At 63.4% G+C, this 20,943-nt stretch carries 17 protein-coding genes; 6 read left to right on the top strand and 11 right to left on the bottom strand.

The window, feature by feature from the left end; all coding sequences use genetic code 11:
* Positions 1-70 precede the first annotated feature (70 nt).
* Positions 71-499 carry a Fur family transcriptional regulator gene (locus tag PZL22_RS16710; RefSeq protein WP_003530317.1) on the top strand — a complete coding sequence of 143 codons (429 nt, stop codon included), beginning with the start codon at positions 71-73 and terminating at the stop codon, positions 497-499.
* Between the two features lie 6 nt (positions 500-505).
* Here PZL22_RS16710 and PZL22_RS16705 read toward each other — a convergent pair whose 3' ends face one another.
* The 11 genes from PZL22_RS16705 to PZL22_RS16655 form a co-directional block, all read right to left on the bottom strand.
* On the bottom strand, positions 506-1,411 hold the full coding sequence (locus PZL22_RS16705; RefSeq protein WP_003530319.1) for a DMT family transporter: 906 nt from the start codon (positions 1,409-1,411) through the stop codon (positions 506-508).
* Between the two features lie 126 nt (positions 1,412-1,537).
* Positions 1,538-3,022 carry a nucleobase:cation symporter-2 family protein gene (locus tag PZL22_RS16700; RefSeq protein ID WP_003530321.1) on the bottom strand — a complete coding sequence of 495 codons (1,485 nt, stop codon included), beginning with the start codon at positions 3,020-3,022 and terminating at the stop codon, positions 1,538-1,540.
* 204 nt (positions 3,023-3,226) lie between these two features.
* The gene (locus tag PZL22_RS16695; RefSeq protein WP_127614739.1) at positions 3,227-4,699 is read right to left on the bottom strand and encodes a nucleobase:cation symporter-2 family protein; all 1,473 of its coding nucleotides are present in this window, start codon (positions 4,697-4,699) and stop codon (positions 3,227-3,229) included.
* A gap of 255 nt (positions 4,700-4,954) precedes the next feature.
* A complete protein-coding gene (locus PZL22_RS16690) occupies positions 4,955-6,679 on the bottom strand; it encodes an ABC transporter substrate-binding protein (protein ID WP_003530325.1) in 1,725 nt (574 codons plus the stop codon).
* Positions 6,680-6,760: 81 nt separating this feature from the next.
* On the bottom strand, positions 6,761-7,180 hold the full coding sequence (locus PZL22_RS16685) for a DUF2160 domain-containing protein (protein WP_003530327.1): 420 nt from the start codon (positions 7,178-7,180) through the stop codon (positions 6,761-6,763).
* Positions 7,180-8,004: a carbohydrate ABC transporter permease gene (locus PZL22_RS16680; RefSeq protein ID WP_010970356.1), complete on the bottom strand. Its 825-nt coding sequence runs from the start codon at positions 8,002-8,004 to the stop codon at positions 7,180-7,182. The genes PZL22_RS16685 and PZL22_RS16680 overlap by 1 nt, the downstream gene beginning before the upstream one ends.
* Before the next feature lie 20 nt (positions 8,005-8,024).
* Positions 8,025-8,891 (bottom strand): carbohydrate ABC transporter permease, encoded by an 867-nt coding sequence (locus PZL22_RS16675; RefSeq protein ID WP_003530331.1) that lies wholly within the window; start codon positions 8,889-8,891, stop codon positions 8,025-8,027.
* A gap of 1 nt (position 8,892) precedes the next feature.
* Entirely contained in the window at positions 8,893-9,963 is a 1,071-nt protein-coding gene (locus PZL22_RS16670) for an ABC transporter ATP-binding protein (RefSeq protein WP_003530333.1), read from the bottom strand.
* Between the two features lie 23 nt (positions 9,964-9,986).
* Positions 9,987-11,057, bottom strand: coding sequence for an ABC transporter ATP-binding protein (locus PZL22_RS16665; RefSeq protein ID WP_003530335.1), 1,071 nt, complete (start codon positions 11,055-11,057; stop codon positions 9,987-9,989).
* A 38-nt stretch (positions 11,058-11,095) separates the two neighbouring features.
* Positions 11,096-12,607: a glycerol-3-phosphate dehydrogenase gene (gene glpD / locus PZL22_RS16660; protein WP_003530338.1), complete on the bottom strand. Its 1,512-nt coding sequence runs from the start codon at positions 12,605-12,607 to the stop codon at positions 11,096-11,098.
* Between the two features lie 130 nt (positions 12,608-12,737).
* Positions 12,738-13,502: a DeoR/GlpR family DNA-binding transcription regulator gene (locus tag PZL22_RS16655; protein WP_003530340.1), complete on the bottom strand. Its 765-nt coding sequence runs from the start codon at positions 13,500-13,502 to the stop codon at positions 12,738-12,740.
* Between the two features lie 167 nt (positions 13,503-13,669).
* On the opposite strand from PZL22_RS16655, the gene PZL22_RS16650 reads away from it, so the two are divergent.
* From PZL22_RS16650 to fdhF, 5 genes are all read left to right on the top strand, one after another.
* The gene (locus tag PZL22_RS16650; RefSeq protein WP_003530342.1) at positions 13,670-14,440 is read left to right on the top strand and encodes an SDR family NAD(P)-dependent oxidoreductase; all 771 of its coding nucleotides are present in this window, start codon (positions 13,670-13,672) and stop codon (positions 14,438-14,440) included.
* A 154-nt stretch (positions 14,441-14,594) separates the two neighbouring features.
* On the top strand, positions 14,595-15,491 hold the full coding sequence (locus PZL22_RS16645) for a LysR family transcriptional regulator (RefSeq protein WP_003530343.1): 897 nt from the start codon (positions 14,595-14,597) through the stop codon (positions 15,489-15,491).
* Positions 15,492-15,667: 176 nt separating this feature from the next.
* On the top strand, positions 15,668-16,147 hold the full coding sequence (locus tag PZL22_RS16640; protein WP_003530346.1) for a formate dehydrogenase subunit gamma: 480 nt from the start codon (positions 15,668-15,670) through the stop codon (positions 16,145-16,147).
* Positions 16,144-17,700: a formate dehydrogenase beta subunit gene (locus PZL22_RS16635; RefSeq protein ID WP_003530348.1), complete on the top strand. Its 1,557-nt coding sequence runs from the start codon at positions 16,144-16,146 to the stop codon at positions 17,698-17,700. The genes PZL22_RS16640 and PZL22_RS16635 overlap by 4 nt, the downstream gene beginning before the upstream one ends.
* Before the next feature lie 355 nt (positions 17,701-18,055).
* Positions 18,056-20,935, top strand: coding sequence for a formate dehydrogenase subunit alpha (gene fdhF, locus PZL22_RS16630; RefSeq protein ID WP_003528552.1), 2,880 nt, complete (start codon positions 18,056-18,058; stop codon positions 20,933-20,935).
* Positions 20,936-20,943: the final 8 nt, after the last annotated feature.

Genomic DNA, 20,943 nt, shown 5'->3' with positions numbered 1-20,943 from the left:
AGTCAATGCAAATGAGAAGCATTTGCAACTAGCTATTTCCAAAAGGTGTCCCCTTGGCTAGTGTCGCGGGATGAGCCAGAGCAAGAATCGGATCGAGGAACTGGAAGGAATCCTGCGGGAAGGCGGCGTCCGCGTGACGCGCCAACGCGCCGCGATTTTGAAGATCCTGGCCGAGGCCGAAGACCACCCGGATGCCAGCGAACTTCACCGGCGCGCGAAGGAAATCGACGCGACCGTGTCGCTCTCGACCGTCTATCGGACCCTTTCCGCACTGGAGCAGCAAGGGGTGGTGCAGCGGCATGCCTTCGAGAACGCGACTGCCCGCTTCGAGACGGCGGATGCGCCCCACCACGATCACCTGATCGATATCGAAACGGGGGCGGTGATCGAGTTCCGCTCCGACAAGATCGAGCAGCTGCAGGCGGAGATAGCTGCCGAACTCGGCTATGACCTGGTGCGCCACCGGCTGGAGCTCTATTGCCGGAAGCGCAAGGACTGAGCGAAATTACCCCCCGACAGTGGCAACCCTGGGCCGCGTAGGCATGGTCATGGCGGCGACGCCGGCGATGACGCAGCCGAGGCCGAGCCATGCAGTGGTCGAAAGCATTTCCCCGAGAAATACCACTCCGATCGCAACGCCGATCGGAACGCGCACATAGGCCTGTGCCGTCGCGCCGACGGAACCGAGCGTGTGGATCAGGCGGAAATAGATGACGAAGGCGAGCGCGGTCGAGAAGACGGACAGGCAGAGGAGCGCAATCAGCGATTCCGGCGAGGGATCGAGCGTCCAGGGTCGATCGACGACGAGGCTCGCCGGGATGAGCAGGGCCGCACCCGCGAGAAGCGATCCGCAAGCGGGCATCATCGGATCGAGCCCCCTGAAGCCCTTCCCGAATATCGCCGCGCCGGCATAGCAGACCGTCGCAAGAACAACCGCAAGCTGCGGGATGAGCTGATCTCCGATGCCGCGGAAGGCCTCGAGACCGATGATCAGCCCGATTCCGGCGATGCCTGCAAGGACGCCCAGGAACTTGCGGGCGGTAACTGGCTCGTGCCGGGTGATCAGCGCCGTCAGGAGAAAGGCGAAGATCGGCGTCGTGGAGTTGAGGATGGCCGCGACGCCGGCATCGATCGTGCGCTCCGACCAGGCGATCAGGGTGAAGGGAACGACGCTGTTCAAGCAGGCCTGGAACAGGAACCGCCGCCACATCGCCCCGTCGCGCGGCAATGTCAGGCCGCGCCACGCGATCAGCGCCAGAAGAACCGTGCCGGCAATCAGCGTTCGCGCGGCGATCAGCGTAACCGGGGGGATGGTCTCGACGCCGATCTTGATGAAGGTGTAGGAGGCGCCCCAGAGCGTTGCGAGGGCGACAAGCAGAAGCAGTTCGAGAGCGAGACGTGGCCTGTCCATGAATGTGGTCCTTGTGAATCGTTGTTCATCGGACCATTCCTAGCGTCCGGAGCCGCGGCGATGCTTCGGTGCCGATCGAAGTGTGGCGCAATACCCCGCGGGCTTTTGCCCGCGGGGTATTGCGGTTCAATGGCCGTCTGCCAGCCGCGCGGCCTCAACGCATGCGGAACGCTCGATGCTGAGGCCGTTGAAGAAGGCATTGAGCACGACGGCCGAGACCGCGGCCAGCACTATGCCGGACTCGATGATGGGATGGATCGCGTGCGGCATCCACATCAGGAAGTTGGGTGCGATCATCGGAATGAGGCCGAAGCCGACGGAGACGGCGACCACGAACAGGTTGTTGCGCGAGGACTTGAAGTCGACCGTCGAGAGAATCCTGACGCCGGTTGCCGCCACCATGCCGAACATCACGAGCCCCGCACCGCCGAGAACGAAGGTCGGAACCGCCTCGACCAGCGCGCCCGTCTTCGGGATAACGCCGAGCAGGATCATGATGACTCCGCCCATCACGCAGACGTAGCGGCTCTTGACGCCGGTGACGCCGACGAGGCCGACATTCTGCGAGAAGCTCGTATAGGGGAATGTGTTGAAGAGACCGCCGATGATGGTGCCGAGACCGTCCACCCGAAGTCCGGCGGTCAATTGCTGCTGCTTGACCTCGCGGTTCGTCATCTCGCCGAGTGCCAGGAACATGCCGGTCGATTCGATCATCACGACGATCATGACGAGCGACATGGTGGCGATCAGCACCGGATCGAAGATCGGCATGCCGAAGCGCAAGGGCGTCACGACGGCGAACCAGCCGGCGCTCGCAACCCGATCGAAATGCATCATGCCGAGCAGGGCTGCCGCGACGCATCCGATCACGATGCCGATCAGAACCGCGATGTTGCTGATGAGCCCCTTGCCGAAACGGGCCACCACGAGAATGGAGACCAGCACGAAGGCGGCAAGCGCCACATGGGCCGGTTCGGCATAGATCGGGTTCGGAACCGTGGCGCCGAGGACCAGCCCATCCGGCACGGCCGGCCCGCCGGTTGCGGCGAGCTGTTTCAACCCGGCCAGCCACTGTGCGTGGGCCGGATCGACGAGTTTCGGCGCCGTCGGACCGAAGGGATTGCCGAATATCCAGTTGACGCCGACGCGCATCAGGGTCACCCCGATGACGAGAATGATGGTGCCGGTGACGACGGGCGGGAAGAACTTCAACAGGCGTCCCATGATAGGCGCGATGAGAAGCGCGACGAGGCCGGCGCCGATGATCGCGCCGAAGATCGTCCGTGCCCCGTCGATCCCGGGCGTCATGGCGGCCATGGAGACCATCGGGCCGACGGCGGCAAAGGTGACGCCCATCATCACGGGAAGGCGGATGCCTATGCCCCTGGTCAGCCCGAGCGACTGGATGATGGTGACGATGCCGCAGACGAACAGGTCCGCCGAGATCAGGAAGGCGACGTCTTCCGGGCTCAGCTGCAGCGCCCGGCCGACGATCAGGGGCACCGCGACGGCGCCGCCATACATGACAAGAACATGCTGTATCCCAAGCGTCGCAAGCCTGCCGATCGGCAGGCGCTCGTCCACGGGATGTATGCTGGATGCGTCGTTCATGGTTCCTCCTCCATCGCCGCGACCGTCCGTTCCCGTCCTCCAACGGGGAGGGGAACTTTTCGTGCGGCGGGAGCATGCCGCAAGGGTGCAGGAAGTGAAAACACTTTCGGGTTTTCGAGGGTAATCGGGCGCATCGGGGGCGATCCGGACGAGCATGTGCCCGGATCGCGTTTTCGCCGGTTCAGCGGAACGGATTGCCGTGTGTCAATGCGCTTCCGCGGCAAGCACGGGCACTTCCGTGCCGTTGGCGTCGTAGAGCTTGCCGTTGAGGAAATAGTCGCCGTCGTGCAGCCGCGCGATGTCCTGATAGCGCAGCGTCCGCTCCGTGCCGGCGACGAACACCGATTGCTGGTCCGAGTTCCCGGCGGTCATATGGTTGAAGATCATGTTGAGGCTGATCGCCATCAGCGCGGCGGAGCTGATACCGGAATGGAAGATCGTCTCGACCCAGGCCGGGAAATGCTCGTAGAAGGTCGGCGAGGCGATCGGGATCATGCCGAAGCCGATCGAGGTCGCGACGATGACCAGGTTCATGTTGTTGGCGTAGTCCACCTTCGACAGGGTGCGGATGCCGCTCGCCGCGACCGTGCCGAAGAGCACGATGCCGGCGCCGCCGAGCACGGAACTCGGAACCGCCGCGACGATGCGGCCCATGACAGGCAGAAGACCGAGCGTGACGAGAAACAGGCCGCCGGTTGCAACGACATAGCGGCTTTTGACGCCGGTGACCGCCACCAGTCCGACATTCTGGGCAAAGGCGCTCTGGGTGAAGGAGCCGAAGATCGGTGCGAGCAGGCTCGACAGCATGTCAGCCCTGAGGCCGTCGCCGAGCCGGCGCGAATCCACTTTCGTCTCGATGATTTCGCCGACCGCCAGAATGTCCGCCGAAGTCTCGACCAGCGTCACCATGATGACAATGAACATCGAAGCGATCGCCGCGACTTCGAAGGTCGGATAGCCGAAGTGGAAGACCAGCGGAAGCGCGAAGAAAGGCCCTTCGGTCACCTGCGAGAAATCAGCCATGCCGGCGAAATAGGCTATCACCGTACCGATGATCAGGGCGAGCAGGATCGAGAGCCGCGAGATCGCGGCGCTTCCGAGCTTGCTGAGCAGCAGCACGATGACGAGCGTAACCGCTGCAAGCTGGATATTGGCGGGACTGCCGAAATCGGGCGCACTGCTGTTGCCGCCCATAGCCCAGCGCGCGGCAACGGGCATCAGCGTCAGTCCTATGGTGGTGATCACGATGCCGGTGACGAGCGGCGGAAAAAAGCGGGTGATCCGCGAGAATATGGGCGTTATCAGCAGGCCGATCAGCGAGGCGGCAATGACGGCGCCGAGCACCGACTGAAGCCCCCCATTGCCGGAAATGGCGATCATCGTCGCCACGCCGGAAAAGGAAACGCCCTGGACCAGCGGCAACTGGCTTCCGAAGAAGGGCAGGCCGATGGTTTGCAATATGGTGGCGAGGCCGCCGGCAAACAGGGATGCCGTGATGAGCAGGCCGATGTCGCCGGAGCCGAGGCCTGCGGCCTGGCCCAGGATCAGGGGCACGGCGACGATGCCTCCATACATCGTCAGTACGTGCTGCAGGCCATAGGCCAGATTGGCGCCGATGCCGAGCTTCTCATCCTCCGGGCGCGTTGGTGATACGGTTTCCTCTGCACTGTTTGCCAAGGTAATCTCCTCCAATACCTTTGCATGTCATCCACTTCCTACGAAGAAGGTGGCAAATAATGGCAGCGGCGATGGGGCGCTGCCTTACCGAAATTGGGGAAACAGTTTTCGCCTGGCGGGCGGTAATGCTGCGGTGATCGCAACGGCGAGCGCGGGGTGGCACCCGATTCGAAACGAAAAAACCGGGGCCGTTTCCAGCCCCGGTGCCGCATCTCCCCTGAAGAACGCCGCCGACGGATCGGCGGCGTCTATCGATCAGTTCGTCTGCCAGCTCTTAACCAGCTCGTCGTAATTGACGGTGGTCGGCTTTTCCTTCTCGTTCTCGACCTTGAGCTGCGGTGCGAGGTTGCCGGCCTTCACGGCTTCCGCGTTCCAATATTCGAGGTCGTGCTCTTCGGCGAGCTTCGGACCGATGTCGCCCTGGACTCCCGCACGTTCCAGGCGCTGCAGCACCTTCTCCTGCTCGGCGCAGAGCGAGTCCATCGCTTCCTGGGCGGTCTTCGCGCCGGAGGAAGCGTCGCCGATCGCCTGCCACCAGAGCTGTGCCAGCTTCGGATAGTCGGGCACGTTCGTTCCGGTCGGCGACCACTGCAGGCGGGCCGGCGAACGGTAGAACTCGATCAGGCCGCCGAGCTTCGGCGCGCGTTCGGTGAAGCTCTGATGGTCGAGCGTCGACTGGCGGATGAAGGTGAGGCCGACATGGCTCTTCTTCACGTCCACCGTCTTGGAGGTTACGAACTGCGCGTAGAGCCACGCAGCCTTGGCCCTGTCGTCCGGCGTCGACTTCAGAAGAGTCCAGGACCCGGCGTCCTGGTAGCCGAGCTTCATGCCGTCCTTCCAGTAGACGCCGTGCGGGCTCGGGGCAAAACGCCACTTCGGTGTGCCGTCCTCGTTCACGACCGGCAGGCCTTCCTTCACGAAGTCGGCGGTGAAGGCCGTATAGGTGAACATCTGCTGGGCGACCTCGCCCTGCGACGGTACCGGGCCGGATTCCGAGAAGGTCATGCCCTGGGCAGCAGCCGGCGCATAGGCCTTCATCCAGTCGAGATATTTCTGGATGGCGTAGACCGAGGCCGGGCCGTTGGTGTCGCCGCCGCGCGCGACGCAGGATCCGACGGGCCGCGAGTTCTCGTCGACCTTGATGCCCCACTCGTCGACCGGCTTGCCGTTCGGGATGCCCTTGTCGCCGTTGCCGGCCATCGACAGCCAGGCATCGGTGAAGCGCCAGCCGAGCGACGGGTCCTTCTTGCCGTAGTCCATGTGGCCATAGACCTTCTTGCCGTCGATCTCGCGGCCGGTGAAGAACTCGGCGATGTCCTCATAGGCCGACCAGTTGACCGGAACGCCGAGTTCGTAGCCGTACTTCGCCTTGAAGTCCGCCTTGTTCTTCTCGTCGTTGAACCAGTCGTAGCGGAACCAGTAGAGGTTCGCGAACTGCTGGTCGGGAAGCTGGTAGAGCTTGCCGTCCGGAGCGGTGGTGAAGGATTTGCCGATGAAGTCGTCGATGTCGAGGTTGGGGTTGGTGACGTCCTTGCCCTCGTTCGCCATGAAGTCGGTCAGGCTGCGCGCCTGCTGGTAGCGCCAGTGCGTGCCGATCAGGTCAGAGTCGTTGATATAGGCGTCATAGACGTTCTCGCCCGACTGCATCTGCGTCTGCAGTTTTTCGACGACGTCGCCTTCGCCGATCAGGTCGTGGGTGATCTTGATGCCGGTGATCGCGGTGAAAGCCGGGGCCAGCACCTTCGATTCATATTCATGCGTGGTGATCGTTTCGGAAACGACCTTGATCTCCATGCCGGCAAAGGGCTTTGCCGCATCGACGAACCATTGCATTTCCGCTTCCTGGGCAGCGCGGTCGAGCGAGGACATGTCGCCGACTTCCTTGTCCAGGAACTGCTTTGCCTCGTCCATCCCGGCAAATGCCGAGCCGGTAAATGCCAGCAGCATAGCCGCCGTCGTTGTCAAAAGGTGCCTTCGCATGAAATCCTCCCTTGGGTTTTGCGATTGCTTTCACTTGCAGTTTCAAAGGACGCCCGCGGTGAGCGCCCTTCGTTTGGTTCCTCAGACGTAGCGGAAGACGCCGACCGCATAGATCACCGACAGGGCGACCGCCCACCAGAGATTTGCGCCGACCAGCCCCAGCCAGGCGAGGTGAATGAAGGCGCTTCCGAGCAGCGAGACGAAGAGCCGGTCGCCGCGGGTCGTCTCGAAGCGCAGGATGCCGACGCGCGGGTTTCCGCCCGGCCGGGCATATTCCCAGACGGCCATCAGCGACAGGAGCGCGAAGATCGTCAGAAAGAACATGGCGGTCGGGAAAGACCAGGCCATCCAGCCGCCGGGGATCAGCGGGGCGAACCAGTCGGTCTTGCCGTCCTTGGCCGGCAGAACGGAAAAAAGCAGGCCGGCTGCGGTGAGATAGACGACGAGCACGGCGGCAAGCGCGACGGGCCAGCGGTTCTTGCGAGTGGCGATGGTTGCCATCAGACCCTCCCCAGGGCGAAGCCCTTGGCGATGTAATTGCGAACGAAATAGATGACGAGCGCGCCGGGGATGATCGTCAGCACGCCGGCGGCGGCGAGCACGCCCCAGTCGAGACCGGAGGCGGAGACCGTGCGCGTCATCGTCGCGGCGATCGGCTTGGCGTCGGTCGTCGTCAGGGTGCGGGCGATCAGCAGCTCGACCCACGAGAACATGAAGCAGAAGAAGGCTGCCACGCCGATGCCGGACGCGATCAGCGGTACGAAGATCTTCACGAAGAACCGCGGGAAGGAGTAGCCGTCGATATAGGCGGTCTCGTCGATCTCCTTCGGCACGCCGGACATGAAGCCTTCCAGGATCCAGACGGCGAGCGGCACGTTGAACAGGCAATGCGCGATCGCCACCGCGATGTGCGTGTCGATGAGACCGAAGGCGGAATAGAGCTGGAAGAAGGGCAGCGCGAAAACCGCCGGCGGCGCCATCCGGTTGGTGAGCAGCCAGAAGAACAGGTGCTTGTCGCCGAGAAAGCGGTAGCGTGAAAAGGCGTAGGCTGCCGGCAGCGCCACCGTCACCGAGATCAGCGTGTTCAGGACGACATAGGTGATCGAGTTGATGTAGCCGTTGTACCAGGAGGGATCGGTAAAGATCACCGCATAGTTCCGAAGCGTCGGATTCTGCGGCCACAGCGAGAAGGTGCTGAGGATCTCGCTCGTCTCCTTGAAGCTCATATTGACGAGCCAGTAGATCGGCAGGAGCAGGAAGACGATGTAGATCGTCGGCACCAGCCAGGAGAGGCGCTGCGAAAGTGGTTGCTTGTTGGTCATCATGATGTCTCCTCCCTCCTTTCTCAGCCTTGCGCGTCGCTCGTGGTCATCACCGTGTAGAAGATCCACGACAGGAGCAGGATGATGAGGAAGTAGATGATCGAGAGGGCTGCGGCCGGGCCGAGGTCGAACTGGCCGATCGCCGTCTTGACGAGATCGATCGACAGGAAGGTCGTCGAATTGCCCGGGCCGCCGCCGGTCACGACGAAGGGTTCCGTATAGATCATGAAGCTGTCCATGAAGCGCAGCAGGAAGGCGATCAGGAGCACGCGCTTCATCTTCGGAAGCTGGATGTAGCGGAAGACCGACCAGCGCGAGGCGCCGTCGATCTTGGCGGCCTGATAGTAGGCGTCCGGGATCGAGACGAGGCCGGCATAGCAGAGCAGCACGACGAGGCTCGTCCAGTGCCAGACGTCCATGACGATCAGCGTGACCCAGGCGTCGAGCGGATTCTGCACGTAATTATAGTTGATGCCGAGCGAGGCGAGCGTGCGCCCGAGCAGGCCGATGTCGACGCGGCCGAAGACCTGCCAGATGGTGCCGACGACGTTCCACGGAATGAGCAGCGGCAGCGCCATCAGAACGAGGCAGATCGGCACGCCGATGCCTCTCTTCGGCATGTTGAGCGCGATGACGATGCCGAGCGGGATCTCGATCGCCAGAATGATCGCTGAGAAGATCAGGTTGCGGGTGAGCGCATCCCAGAAGCGGTCGGATTCGAGCACGTCCAGGAACCAGTCGGTGCCGGCCCAGAAGAACTCGTTATTGCCGAATGTGTCCTGGACCGAATAGTTGACGACGGTCATCAGCGGGATCACCGCCGAGAAGGCGACTAGCACCAGCACCGGCAGGACCATGAACCAGGCCTTGTTGTTCCAGGTCTTTTCCATGTCAGGCCTCCCCGCCGACGCGCCAGGAATCGGCGTAGATGTTGATTGCCTTCGGATCGAAGGTGACGCGCGGCTCGGCGGGGATCTCGCCGTCCTCGTCGACGATGATCGAGATCGGCCGGTCGGCGAAGCGCGCGCGCACGACCTTGTGGCGGCCGATATCCTCGACCTTCGTGACGGCGACCGGCATGCCTTCGCGGCCGAGGGAAATGAATTCCGGACGGATGCCGAGTTCGGTCCTGGCGCCGGGCTTGATCTGCGGCTGGAAATTGAGCGCGATCCTCTGGTCGCCGACGGCTGCCGTGTTGCCGGCGATCTCGGCCGGCAGCACGTTCATGCCGGGAGAGCCGATGAAATAACCGACGAAGGTGTGGCGCGGCCGCTCGAAAAGCTCGGCCGGCGTGCCGATCTGGACGATCTGGCCGTCATACATGACGACGACCTTGTCGGCGAAGGTGAGCGCCTCGGTCTGGTCGTGCGTCACATAGACCATGGTGAAGCCGAACTGCTTGTGCAGCCGCTTGATCTGCGAGCGCAGGACCCATTTCATTTCCGGATCGATGACGGTCAGCGGCTCGTCGAAGAGGATGGCGCTGACGTCCGAGCGCACGAGGCCGCGGCCGAGCGAAATCTTCTGCTTCTGGTCGGCGGTCAGCCCGCGCGCGGTCTTCTTGGCCCAGCTGCCGAGCCCGGTCATCTCTAGGATTTCCTTGACGCGGCGGTAGACCTCGGTTTCGGGCACATGCCGGTTGCGCAGCGGAAAGGCGAGATTGTCGTAGACGGTCATCGTGTCGTAGATGACCGGGAACTGGAACACCTGGGCGATGTTGCGCTGCTGCGTCGTCAGATGCGTGACGTCGGTTCCATCGAAAAGGATGCGACCCTCGGAAGGGTTGATCAGCCCCGAAATGATGTTGAGCAGCGTGGTCTTGCCGCAGCCGGAAGGGCCGAGCAGCGCATAGGCGCCGCCGTCGTTCCATTCGTGATGGACCTCTCTCAGGGCGTAATCGGACTCCGACTTCGGCCTGGCGCCGTAGGCGTGGCGGATATGTTCGAGATTGATGCGTGCCATGGTTTCCTCCCCGACGCCTTTTCTCAGGCCATCCCGCCGACAGCCCTGCCGTCCGGCCCGAAAGCCATGAGGTGGCGGGTATCGACGAAGACCTTTAGCATTGCGTCCGGTTCGATCTCGTGAATGCCGGGTGCGAGCATGACCCAGCGGGCGCCCGCGAAGGCGACGTGAATGAAACTTTCGGATCCGGTGATCTCCGAGATCGCCGTTTTGACGGTCAGCGGCTCGTCGCTGCCGTCCGGCTGGCCGAAAGAAAGGTGATGCGGCTGGAAGGCCACCGTGCAAGGACCGTCGGCGAGGGAGCGAAGATGGGCCGGAACGGCGAGCACCGGCTTACCTTCAAGCACGAACTGCGACCCCGTCTTCAGCAGGCCGATGGTGTTCAGCGGCGGATCGGCGAATGTGCGGGCCGTGACGATGTCGACCGGGCGGCGATAGACGTCGATGGTGCGGCCGAACTGGGTGATCCTTCCCTCGCTCAGGGTGGCGGTATTGCCGCCGAGCAAAAGCGCTTCCGACGGCTCTGTCGTCGCGTAGACGAAGATCGCGCCGGATGCGGCGAAGATCTTCGGCAGTTCCTCGCGCAGTTCCTCCCGCAGCTTGTAGTCGAGATTGGCAAGCGGCTCGTCGAGCAGCACCAGATCGGCATTCTTGACGATGGCGCGGGCGAGCGCGGTGCGCTGCTGCTGACCGCCGGACAGGTTGAGCGGCGTGCGGTCGAGATAGGGTGTGAGCTTCAGGAGTTCCGCCGCCTTGCGCACTTCGCGGTCGACGGTGGCGCCGTCGGCGCGCTTGATCCGCATCGGCGAGGCGATGTTCTCGTACACCGTCATCGCCGGATAGTTGATGAACTGCTGATAGACCATGGCAACCGAGCGCTTCTGAACCGGAACGCCGGTAACGTCGGCACCGTCGAAAAAAATGGAACCGGAGGCGGGCTTGTCGAGGCCTGCCATCAGCCGCATCAGCGACGTCTTGCCGGAGAGCGTCGGGCCGAGCAGCACGTTGAGCGTCCCCCTCTCCAGCACAAGGTCGGTCGGGTGGATGTGCGTCTCTCCGCCCACGACCTTGGATATCTTCTTCATTTCAAGCATTGAATTCTCCACCCCAACGGCAGTTCAGCCGTGGTACCTCAGGCGGCCGCGTTGACCGCGCCCCGCATATATTCCTCCAGTTCCGCGGTTTGCGCCCGCGAAAACTTCAGTCCCAGCTTCGTGCGGCGCCAAAGCACGTCCTCCGCGCGCAATGCCCATTCCTGCCCGATGAGCCAATCCACTTCCGCCGCATAGAGATCCGCCCCGAAGTGCTTTCCGAGGTCGGCCTCGCTCCCGGCATTGCCGAGAAGCTGCGCCGCCCGCGTGCCGTAGAGCCGTACCAGCCGGCGTGCGTGGGAAGCGGCCAGGAAAGGATAGCGCATCCTGAGCTTCGCGACCTCGTCGTCATAGCCGGCGGCCGGAAAATCGCCGCCCGGCAGATGCGATCCGGCCGTCCATTTCCTGCCCTTTTCCCCGATGGTCTCGCCGATCTTCTCGAGCGCCGATTCCGCAAGCCGCCTGTAGGTGGTGAGCTTGCCGCCGAAGACGTTGAGCAGCGGTGCATCGCCGTTCTCGATGCGCAGCACATAGTCGCGGGTCGCCTCCTGCGCCTTGCTCGCACCGTCATCGAAAAGAGGGCGCACGGCGGAATAGGTCCACACGATATCCTCTCTGCCGACCGGGTCGCTGAAATATTCGCTCGCCGCCCTGCAGAGATAATCGATCTCCGCATCGCTGATGCGCACGTCAGCCGGATTGCCGGTGAAATCGCGATCGGTGGTTCCGATCAGCGTGAACTCGTCCTGGTAAGGAATGGCGAACATGATCCGCCCGTCCGGGTTCTGGAAGAAATAGGCGCGCGGATCGTCGAACTTCTTCTTCACGACGATATGGCTGCCCTGGACCAGGCGGACATTGCGGACGTCGTTGTTGCCGACCGCTTCGGAGAGAACCCGGTCCACCCAGGGGCCCGCGGCATTGACGAGCATGCGGGCGCGCATCGTCTCGCGCGCGCCCGTCTCCGTGCTCTCGATTTCGATCGCCCAACGGCCGCCCTCGCGGCGCGCCGAGACGACGCGGGTGCGTGCCATGATCCTCGCGCCGCGGTCGGCGGCGTCGCGCGCGTTCAGCACCACGAGGCGAGCATCGTCGACCCAGCCGTCCGAATATTCGAATGCTTTGGTGAAGAGGCGCTTCAGCGGTGCGCCCGCGGGATCGCGCGTCATGTCGAGCGTCTTCGTCGCCGGCAGAAGCTTACGGCCGCCTATGTGATCGTAAAGAAAGAGGCCGAGGCGGATCAGCCATGCCGGCCGCGGACCACCCTTGTGGAAGGGCAGTACGAAGCGCATCGGCCAGATCACGTGCGGCGCCATCGCCCAGAGGACTTCGCGCTCCATCAGGGCTTCGCGCACGAGGCGGAATTCATAATGTTCGAGATACCGCAAGCCGCCATGGATGAGCTTGGTCGAGCCGGAGGATGTTCCGGAGGCGAAATCGCTCATCTCCGCAAGCGCGACGGAATATCCGCGGCCAGCCGCATCACGCGCGATACCGCATCCGTTGATGCCGCCGCCTATGACGAAGACGTCGAAGATCGTCTGCTCTGACACTCTTGTTTTCCCCTCCACACTCCGCGGCGCACAATTTGTGCAATCGCGAAAGTGAAAGCAGTTAAAGCGAAAATATTTCGAATGTCAAACGAATGTTTCCGGGCTCCGCGCCAGGGAATCGGAGACCGGATCAGACCTCGGTCTCGACCAGCCTCACATCCTGGTCAGCACAGATTTTCCGAACGTTTTCAATGATGCACCGGTCGGTGATGAACGTCTGCACCTGCGAGATATGGCCGATACGCACCGGCGCGGTGCGTTCGAATTTCGTCGAATCCGAAACGAGGATGACATGGCGCGCATTGGCGATGATCGCCTGCGCCACTTTCACTTCGCGATAGTCGAAATCGAGCAGGGCTCCGTCGGAGTCGATCGCCGAGGCGCCGATCACCGCGAAATCCACCTTGAACTGCTTGATGAAGTCGACGGCGGCCTCTCCGACGATGCCGCCGTCGGAGCCGCGGACGACCCCTCCGGCGATCACCACCTCGATCGAGGGGAAGACCCGCAACCTGTTGGCAACGTTGATGTTGTTGGTGATGATCATCAGTTCCCGGTGGTCGAGGAGCGCTTCTCCCACTGCTTCCGTCGTGGTGCCGATATTGATGAAGAGCGAAGAATTGTCCGGGATGAGCGCGGCCGCGGCACGGCCGATCGCCTGCTTTTCCGCCGCGGCGATCTGGCGGCGGGATTCGTATCTGACGTTTTCCTTGCCGCTCGGAAAAATGGCGCCGCCGTGAATGCGGTTCAAAACCCTGGCGTCGCAGAGATCGTTCAGATCCTTGCGGATCGTCTGCGGCGTAACGGAAAAGCGCTGGGCGAGATCCTCGACCAGTACGCGGCCTTCCGTTTTCGCCAGTTCCAAAATCTCCGCCTGTCGTCCGGTCAGATACATCCGCCCCTCGCGTTTCGTTTTCTTTCATAATATGCGAAAACGAAAGCGACGCAATTTCAGATTAGAAATATCCAGCGCGTTCGATTTTCGTTGCGGCTCGCGCCCGATCTGCGCTGTAATCGGTGCTGGGGCACGCCAGTCCGACGTTATCGGGAGGAAGAAAGCGCATGTATCATCCGGCCTTGTTCAAGGGCATGAACGTGGTGGTCACCGGCGGCGGCAGGGGCATCGGCCTCGAGGTCGCACGGCAGTTCCTCGACTGCGGTGCGCGCGTGCTGGTGCATATGGGGCGGACGATCGCCGCCGACCGCCCGGAGTTTCTCGATCTTGCAGCGGTCGAGGGCAGGGCATTCCTCGCGGCGGCGGATTTCCTTGCAGAGGGGGGCGTCGAGAGCCTCGCCGATGTCGCGAGGAGCCGCTTCGACAGCATCGATGTCCTCGTCAACAATGCCGGCACGATGGTCGGCCGTTTTCCGGCGGCCGATCTCACCGATGAGCAATACCGCAAGGTCGTGCAGCTCAACCAGACCTCGGTCGTGGAGATGACCCGGACGATGCTGCCGCTCCTGCGCAAGGGCACGCATCCTGCGATCGTCAACACGGTTTCGATATCGGCGCGCATGGGCGGCAGTCCGGGCTCTTCGATCTACTCTGCCACCAAAGCCTTCGTCACAACCTATTCGAAGGCGCTGGCGCGTGAACTTGCGCCGGACGGTATCCGTGTCAACTGCGTCTCGCCCGGCACGATCACGACGGATTTCCACGAGCGCTATTCGACGCCGGAGAAGCTGGAGGCGACGCGCAAGACGATCCCGCTCGGCCGGCTGGGGACGGCGGAGGATTGCGCGCCGGCCTATCTCTTCCTCGCCGCACACGCGCTTTCGGGCTATATCACCGGCCAGGTCCTGGAGGTGAACGGTGGGCAGCTCATCGCTTGAGCGCGCGTCCGCCCCTCATCCGCCTGCCGGCACCTTCTCCCCGCCCGCGGGGAGAAGAGACTCGCGGCGTCTTCAGTCCCCTCTCCCCGCGCTGCGGGGAGAGGGCTAGTCCTCGGGATAAACCCGGGGAGAAGGGCAAATCTAAAGGCCACGAATGATCGACAAGCTGGAATTCTTTCTCGCACTGGCCCGCGAACGGCATTTCGGCCGGGCGGCGGAGGAGTGCGGGGTGACGCAGCCGACGCTTTCGGCAGCGATCCGGCAGCTCGAAGAACAGCTCGGCGTCATTCTGGTCAATCGCGGATCACGTTTTCAGGGGCTGACGCCCGAAGGGCAGCGGGTGCTGGAATGGGCACGGCGGATCGTCAGTGACAGCCGTACGATGCGCGAGGAGATGCGTGCGGCGCGAAAAGGTCTCTCGGGGCATATGCGCCTCGCCGCGGTGCCGACGACCCTCTCCATGGTGCCGCTGATCACTGCGCCCTTCCAGGAGAAGCATCCGGACGTCACCTTCTCGGTGCTTTCGACCACATCGCTGCAGATCCTCGCGCTCCTCGAAAACCTCGAGATCGATGCCGGTCTGACCTATCTGGAGAACGAGCCGCTCGGCCGGGTGACGAGCGTGCCCCTGCAGATCGAGCAATATCATCTGGTTACGGCCGCCGGTACGGCGCTTTCGGATCGCGAAAGCGTGACCTGGAAGGAAGTGAGCGACATTCGGCTTTGTCTATTGACGGCCGACATGCAGAACCGGCGCATCATCAATCAGCACTTTGCCGAGGCGGGCGCGGTCCCGAAGCCGACCCTCGAATCGAATTCGATGATCGTGCTCTTCTCCCACGTCCGGACGGGCCGGTGGGCGAGCATCATGCCTTATAACGTTGCGAAATCATTCGGTTTTCACGAGGATATACGGATGGTCCCGATCGTCGATCCGGACGTCCGCCATACGGTGGGCCTGGTCGCCACCTATCGTGAGCCGTTCACGCCGCTCGTCTCCGCGCTGTTGCACGAGGCCCGTATCCTCGGTGAGCGCAACCAGGTTCAATAGAAATTTTCTATCGATCGACGGAACAGCCTTATTGACCCATGGAAGCATAAGCGCGAAGCTTGTTTCATGGGCAAAGAGCGTGAAATCTCCGATCTTTGCCAAGTGGTTGAGACAGCGGCGCGACGACGGTCAGGGAGATCTTGGCGGTGCGGCCGCGAGCCGGGAGGGCTCTTTCAGTGAATATCCATCTGCCGCGTGCAGACGTGACCGAACGGACGCTGGCGATCGTCGGCGAACTCAAGGGGCTCGAAGGCCCGCTTATTCCCATTCTGCACGAAATCCAGGACGAGTTCGGCTATGTGCCGGAGGAGAGCCTGCCGGTGATCGCGCGGGAACTCAATCTGTCGCGCGCCGAAGTCTATGGCGTGGTTACCTTCTATCACGATTTTCGCGAGCACCCGGCCGGGCGCCATGTGCTGAAGCTCTGTCGCGCCGAAGCCTGCCAGTCGATGGGCGGCGACCGGCTTGCGGAGCGCGCCAAAGCGCTTCTCGGGATCGATTTCCATGAGACGACGCCGGACGGCGCCGTGACGCTCGAGCCGGTCTACTGTCTCGGGCTCTGTTCCTGCTCGCCGTCGGCGATGCTCGACGGCGAGGTTCATGCGCGGCTCGACGAAACAGTGCTCGAGGCGCTGGTTGCGGAGGCGCGCCGATGACCATCAGGATCTACATTCCCCGGGATGCGGCGGCCCTTGCGCTTGGCGCCGAAAAGGTGGTGGAGGCGATGGCCGGCGAGATTGCCGCACGCGGGCTCGACGCCACGATCGTCCGCAACGGCTCGCGCGGCATGCACTGGCTGGAGCCGCTGGTCGAAGTCGAAACGGCCGGAGGGCGCGTCGCCTACGGCCCGGTGAAGGCGAGCGACGTCGCCTCGCTTCTCGATGCCGGGCTGATTTCGGGTGGCGCGCATCCGCTCTGCCTCGGCAAGACCGAGGAGATTCCGTTTCTCAAGCGACAGACGCGGCTTACCTTTGCCCGCTGCGGCGTCATCGATCCTCTCTCGCTCGAAGATTATCGCGCTCATCGGGGCTTGCTCGGTCTCGAGCGGGCGATCGCAATGCAACCAGCGGCGATCGTTGCCGAGGTCACGGAAAGCGGCCTTCGCGGCCGCGGCGGCGCCGGCTTCCCGACCGGCATCAAATGGAAGACCGTCCTGGAGGCGCGAGGGCCGCGGAAATACATCGTCTGCAATGCGGACGAGGGCGACAGCGGGACTTTTGCCGACCGGATGATCATGGAAGGTGATCCCTTCGTGCTGATCGAAGGCATGGCGATCGCCGGTATCGCGACCGGTGCGACCAAGGGCTACATCTATACCCGTTCGGAATATCCGCATGCGATCGCGGTGATGAGCGCGGCGATCGAGATCGCCCGGGCCGCCGGTGTGCTCGGCGCTTCGGTGCTCGGCTCGGCGCACGCCTTCGACATGGAAGTGCGCACCGGCGCCGGCGCCTATGTCTGCGGCGAGGAGACCTCGCTCCTGAACAGCCTCGAAGGCAAGCGCGGGCTCGTGCGCGCCAAGCCGCCGCTGCCGGCACACAAGGGTCTTTTCGACCGCCCGACCGTCATCAACAACGTCATCTCGCTTGCTTCCGTGCCGGTGATCCTCGACAAGGGCGCCGGTTACTATCGCGATTTCGGCATGGGCCGGTCGCGCGGAACGATCCCGCTGCAGATCGCCGGCAACGTCAAGCATGGAGGGCTCTTCGAGACCGCATTCGGCCTGACGCTCGGCGAGATCGTCGACGAGATCGGCGGCGGCACGGCGAGCGCCCGGCCGGTCAAGGCCGTCCAGGTCGGCGGCCCGCTCGGCGCCTATTTCCCGCGGGCGCTGTTCGATACGCCCTTCGACTACGAGGCATTTGCCGCCAGAGACGGGCTCATCGGTCATGCCGGCATCGTCGTCTTCGACGACACGGCAGACATGCTGAAGCAGGCGCGTTTCGCGATGGAATTCTGTGCCGTCGAAAGCTGCGGCAAGTGCACCCCCTGCCGCATCGGTTCGACACGCGGCGTCGAGGTGGCCGACAGGATTGCCGCCGGCATCGAGCCGGAGAAGAACCGCGAACTGCTCGCCGATCTCTGCAACACGATGAAGTTCGGTTCCCTCTGCGCCCTTGGCGGCTTCACGCCCTATCCGGTGATGAGCGCGATGACGCACTTCCCGGAGGATTTTTCACCGGTGCCGGTGGTGGAGGCTGCGGAATGATGAGCCTTGCACGTCGAGATTTGCCCCTCACGCTTTATGCTGGGAAGCCCCTCACGCTTTATGCTGGGAAGCCCCTCACGCTTTATGCTGGGAAGCCCCTCACGCTTTATGCTGGGAAGCCCCTCACGCTTTATGCTGGGAAGCCCCTCACGCTTTATTCTCGGAAGCCCCTCACCCTAACCCTCTCCCCGCAAGCGGGGAGAGGGGACAGCCCATGTGCGGCGGCTGCGGTTGCGCAGGACGGTGCGGCATATTCCTTCTCCCCGCGAGCGGGGAGAAGGTGGCGGCAGCCGGATGAGGGGCGGACGGCAGAGTCGGCAATCGCCCCGAACGCAATTTTTCAGGAGGCCCGCTAATGTCTCTCATTCATGAAATCGACTACGGCACTCCTGCTTCCAAATCCGAAAAGCTGGTGACGCTGACGATCGACGGACGCGAGATCACGGTGCCGGAAGGCACGTCGATCATGCGCGCGGCAATGGAAGCGGGCATCGAGGTGCCGAAGCTTTGCGCATCCGACATGATGGATGCCTTCGGTTCCTGCCGGCTCTGTCTCGTAGAGATCGACGGGCGCGCCGGCATGCCGGCCTCCTGCACGACGCCGGTGGCGGCGGGCATCAGCGTTTCGACGCAGACGCAGCGGCTGAAGGATGTCCGCCGCGGCGTCATGGAGCTCTATATTTCCGACCACCCGCTCGACTGCCTCACCTGCGCGGCCAATGGCGATTGCGAGCTGCAGGACATGGCCGGTGCCGTGGGCCTGCGCGACGTGCGCTACGGCTATGACGGCGAAAACCATGTGACGGCGCGCAACAATGGCGAGATCAACGCCAAATGGGCGCCGAAGGACGAATCGAACCCGTATTTCACCTATGACCCGGCCAAGTGCATCGTCTGCTCGCGCTGCGTGCGGGCCTGCGAGGAAGTGCAGGGCACCTTCGCGCTGACGATTAGCGGCCGCGGCTTCGATTCGCGCGTCTCCGCCGGCATGAACGAGGATTTCGTTTCCTCCGAATGCGTCTCCTGCGGCGCCTGCGTGCAGGCTTGCCCCACGGCGACGCTGACGGAAAAATCGGTGATCGAGATCGGCCAGCCCGAGCATTCGGCCGTCACCACCTGCGCCTATTGCGGCGTCGGCTGCTCGTTCAAGGCGGAGATGCGCGGCGAGGAGCTGGTGCGCATGGTGCCCTGGAAGGACGGCCAGGCGAATCGCGGCCATTCCTGCGTCAAGGGCCGCTTCGCCTATGGTTACTCCAACCACAGGGACCGCATCCTCAATCCCATGGTCCGCGAGAAGGTCACCGACCCCTGGCGCGAGGTCACCTGGGAAGAGGCTTTCGCGCATGTCGCCTCCGAGTTCCGCCGCATCCAGTACCAGTACGGCCGCGATTCCGTCGGCGGCATCACGTCTTCGCGCTGCACCAATGAGGAAACCTTTCTGGTGCAGAAGCTGGTGCGTGCCGGTTTCGGCAACAACAATGTCGACACCTGCGCCCGCGTCTGCCATTCGCCGACCGGCTACGGCCTCAACCAGACCTTCGGCACCTCCGCCGGTACGCAGGATTTCGACAGCGTGGAGCACACGGATGTTGCGGTCATCATCGGTGCCAACCCGACCGACGGCCATCCGGTCTTCGCCTCGCGGCTGAAGAAGCGGCTGCGCCAGGGCGCCAAGCTGATCGTCATCGATCCGCGCCGGATCGACCTCGTCCGCTCGGCCCATGTCGAAGCGTCGTACCACCTGCCGCTGAAGCCCGGTACCAACGTCGCCATCCTGACGGCGATTGCGCATGTCATCGTCACGGAAGGCCTTGCCAACGAAGCCTTCATCCGCGAGCGCTGCGACTGGTCGGAATTCGAAGACTGGGCGGCCTTCGTCGCCGAGCCCCATCACAGCCCGGAAGCGACCGAAGCCTATACCGGCGTTCCGCCGGAACTGGTGCGCGGGGCCGCGCGGCTTTACGCCACGGGCGGCAACGGCGCGATCTATTACGGCCTCGGCGTCACCGAGCACAGCCAGGGCTCGACGACAGTGATGGCGATCGCCAACCTTGCCATGCTCACCGGCAACATCGGCCGGCCTGGCGTCGGGGTCAATCCGTTGCGCGGCCAGAACAACGTCCAGGGCTCCTGCGACATGGGCTCCTTCCCGCACGAGCTTCCCGGCTACCGGCATATTTCGGACGATGCGACGCGCGAGATATTCGAGAAGCTCTGGGGCGTGACGCTCAATCATGAGCCGGGCCTGCGCATCCCCAACATGCTCGACGCCGCCGTCGAGGGCACCTTCAAGGGGCTCTACGTGCAGGGCGAGGACATACTGCAGTCGGATCCGGACACGAAGCACGTCGCCGCCGGCCTTGCCGCAATGGAATGCGTCGTGGTGCACGATCTCTTCCTCAACGAGACGGCCAACTACGCCCATGTCTTCCTGCCCGGATCGACCTTCCTCGAAAAGGACGGAACCTTCACCAATGCCGAGCGCCGCATCAACCGCGTCCGGCGCGTCATGCGGCCGAAGAACGGCTATGCCGATTGGGAGGTGACGCAGAAGATGGCGCAAGCCATGGGGCTTGCCTGGAACTACCGCCATCCGTCCGAGATCATGGACGAGATCGCGGCGACGACGCCGAGCTTTGCCATGGTCTCCTACGACTATCTGGACAAGATGGGCTCGGTGCAGTGGCCGTGCAATGAAAAGGCGCCGCTCGGCTCGCCCATCATGCATGTCGACGGTTTCGTGCGCGGCAAGGGCAAGTTCATCCGCACCGAAAATGTGGCGACCGACGAGAGGACCGGCCCGCGCTTCCCGCTGCTTCTGACGACCGGCCGTATTCTCAGCCAGTACAATGTCGGCGCCCAGACGCGGCGCACGGAGAACGTCGTCTGGCATGCGGAAGACCGGCTGGAAATCCACCCGCACGACGCGGAGCAGCGCGGCATCCGCGACGGGGACTGGGTCAGGCTCGCCAGCCGCTCGGGCGACACGACGCTCCGCGCGCTGATCACCGACCGCGTCGCACCGGGCGTCGTCTATACGACCTTCCATCACCCGTCGACGCAGGCGAATGTCATCACCACGGACTTTACCGACTGGGCGACCAACTGCCCGGAATACAAGGTGACCGCGGTGCAGGTCTCGCCGTCGAACGGTCCCTCCGACTGGCAGCGCGACTATGACGAGCAGGCTCGCCAGTCGCGTCGCATTGCCGGCAAGCTGGAGGCGGCGGAATAGGAGCGAGA

It is taken from the genome of Ensifer meliloti (genome assembly GCF_030064585.1).
Taxonomy (GTDB): domain Bacteria; phylum Pseudomonadota; class Alphaproteobacteria; order Rhizobiales; family Rhizobiaceae; genus Sinorhizobium; species Sinorhizobium meliloti.
Note: the sequence above shows the minus strand (reverse complement) of the source record. Positions and strands in the feature narration are given on the sequence as shown.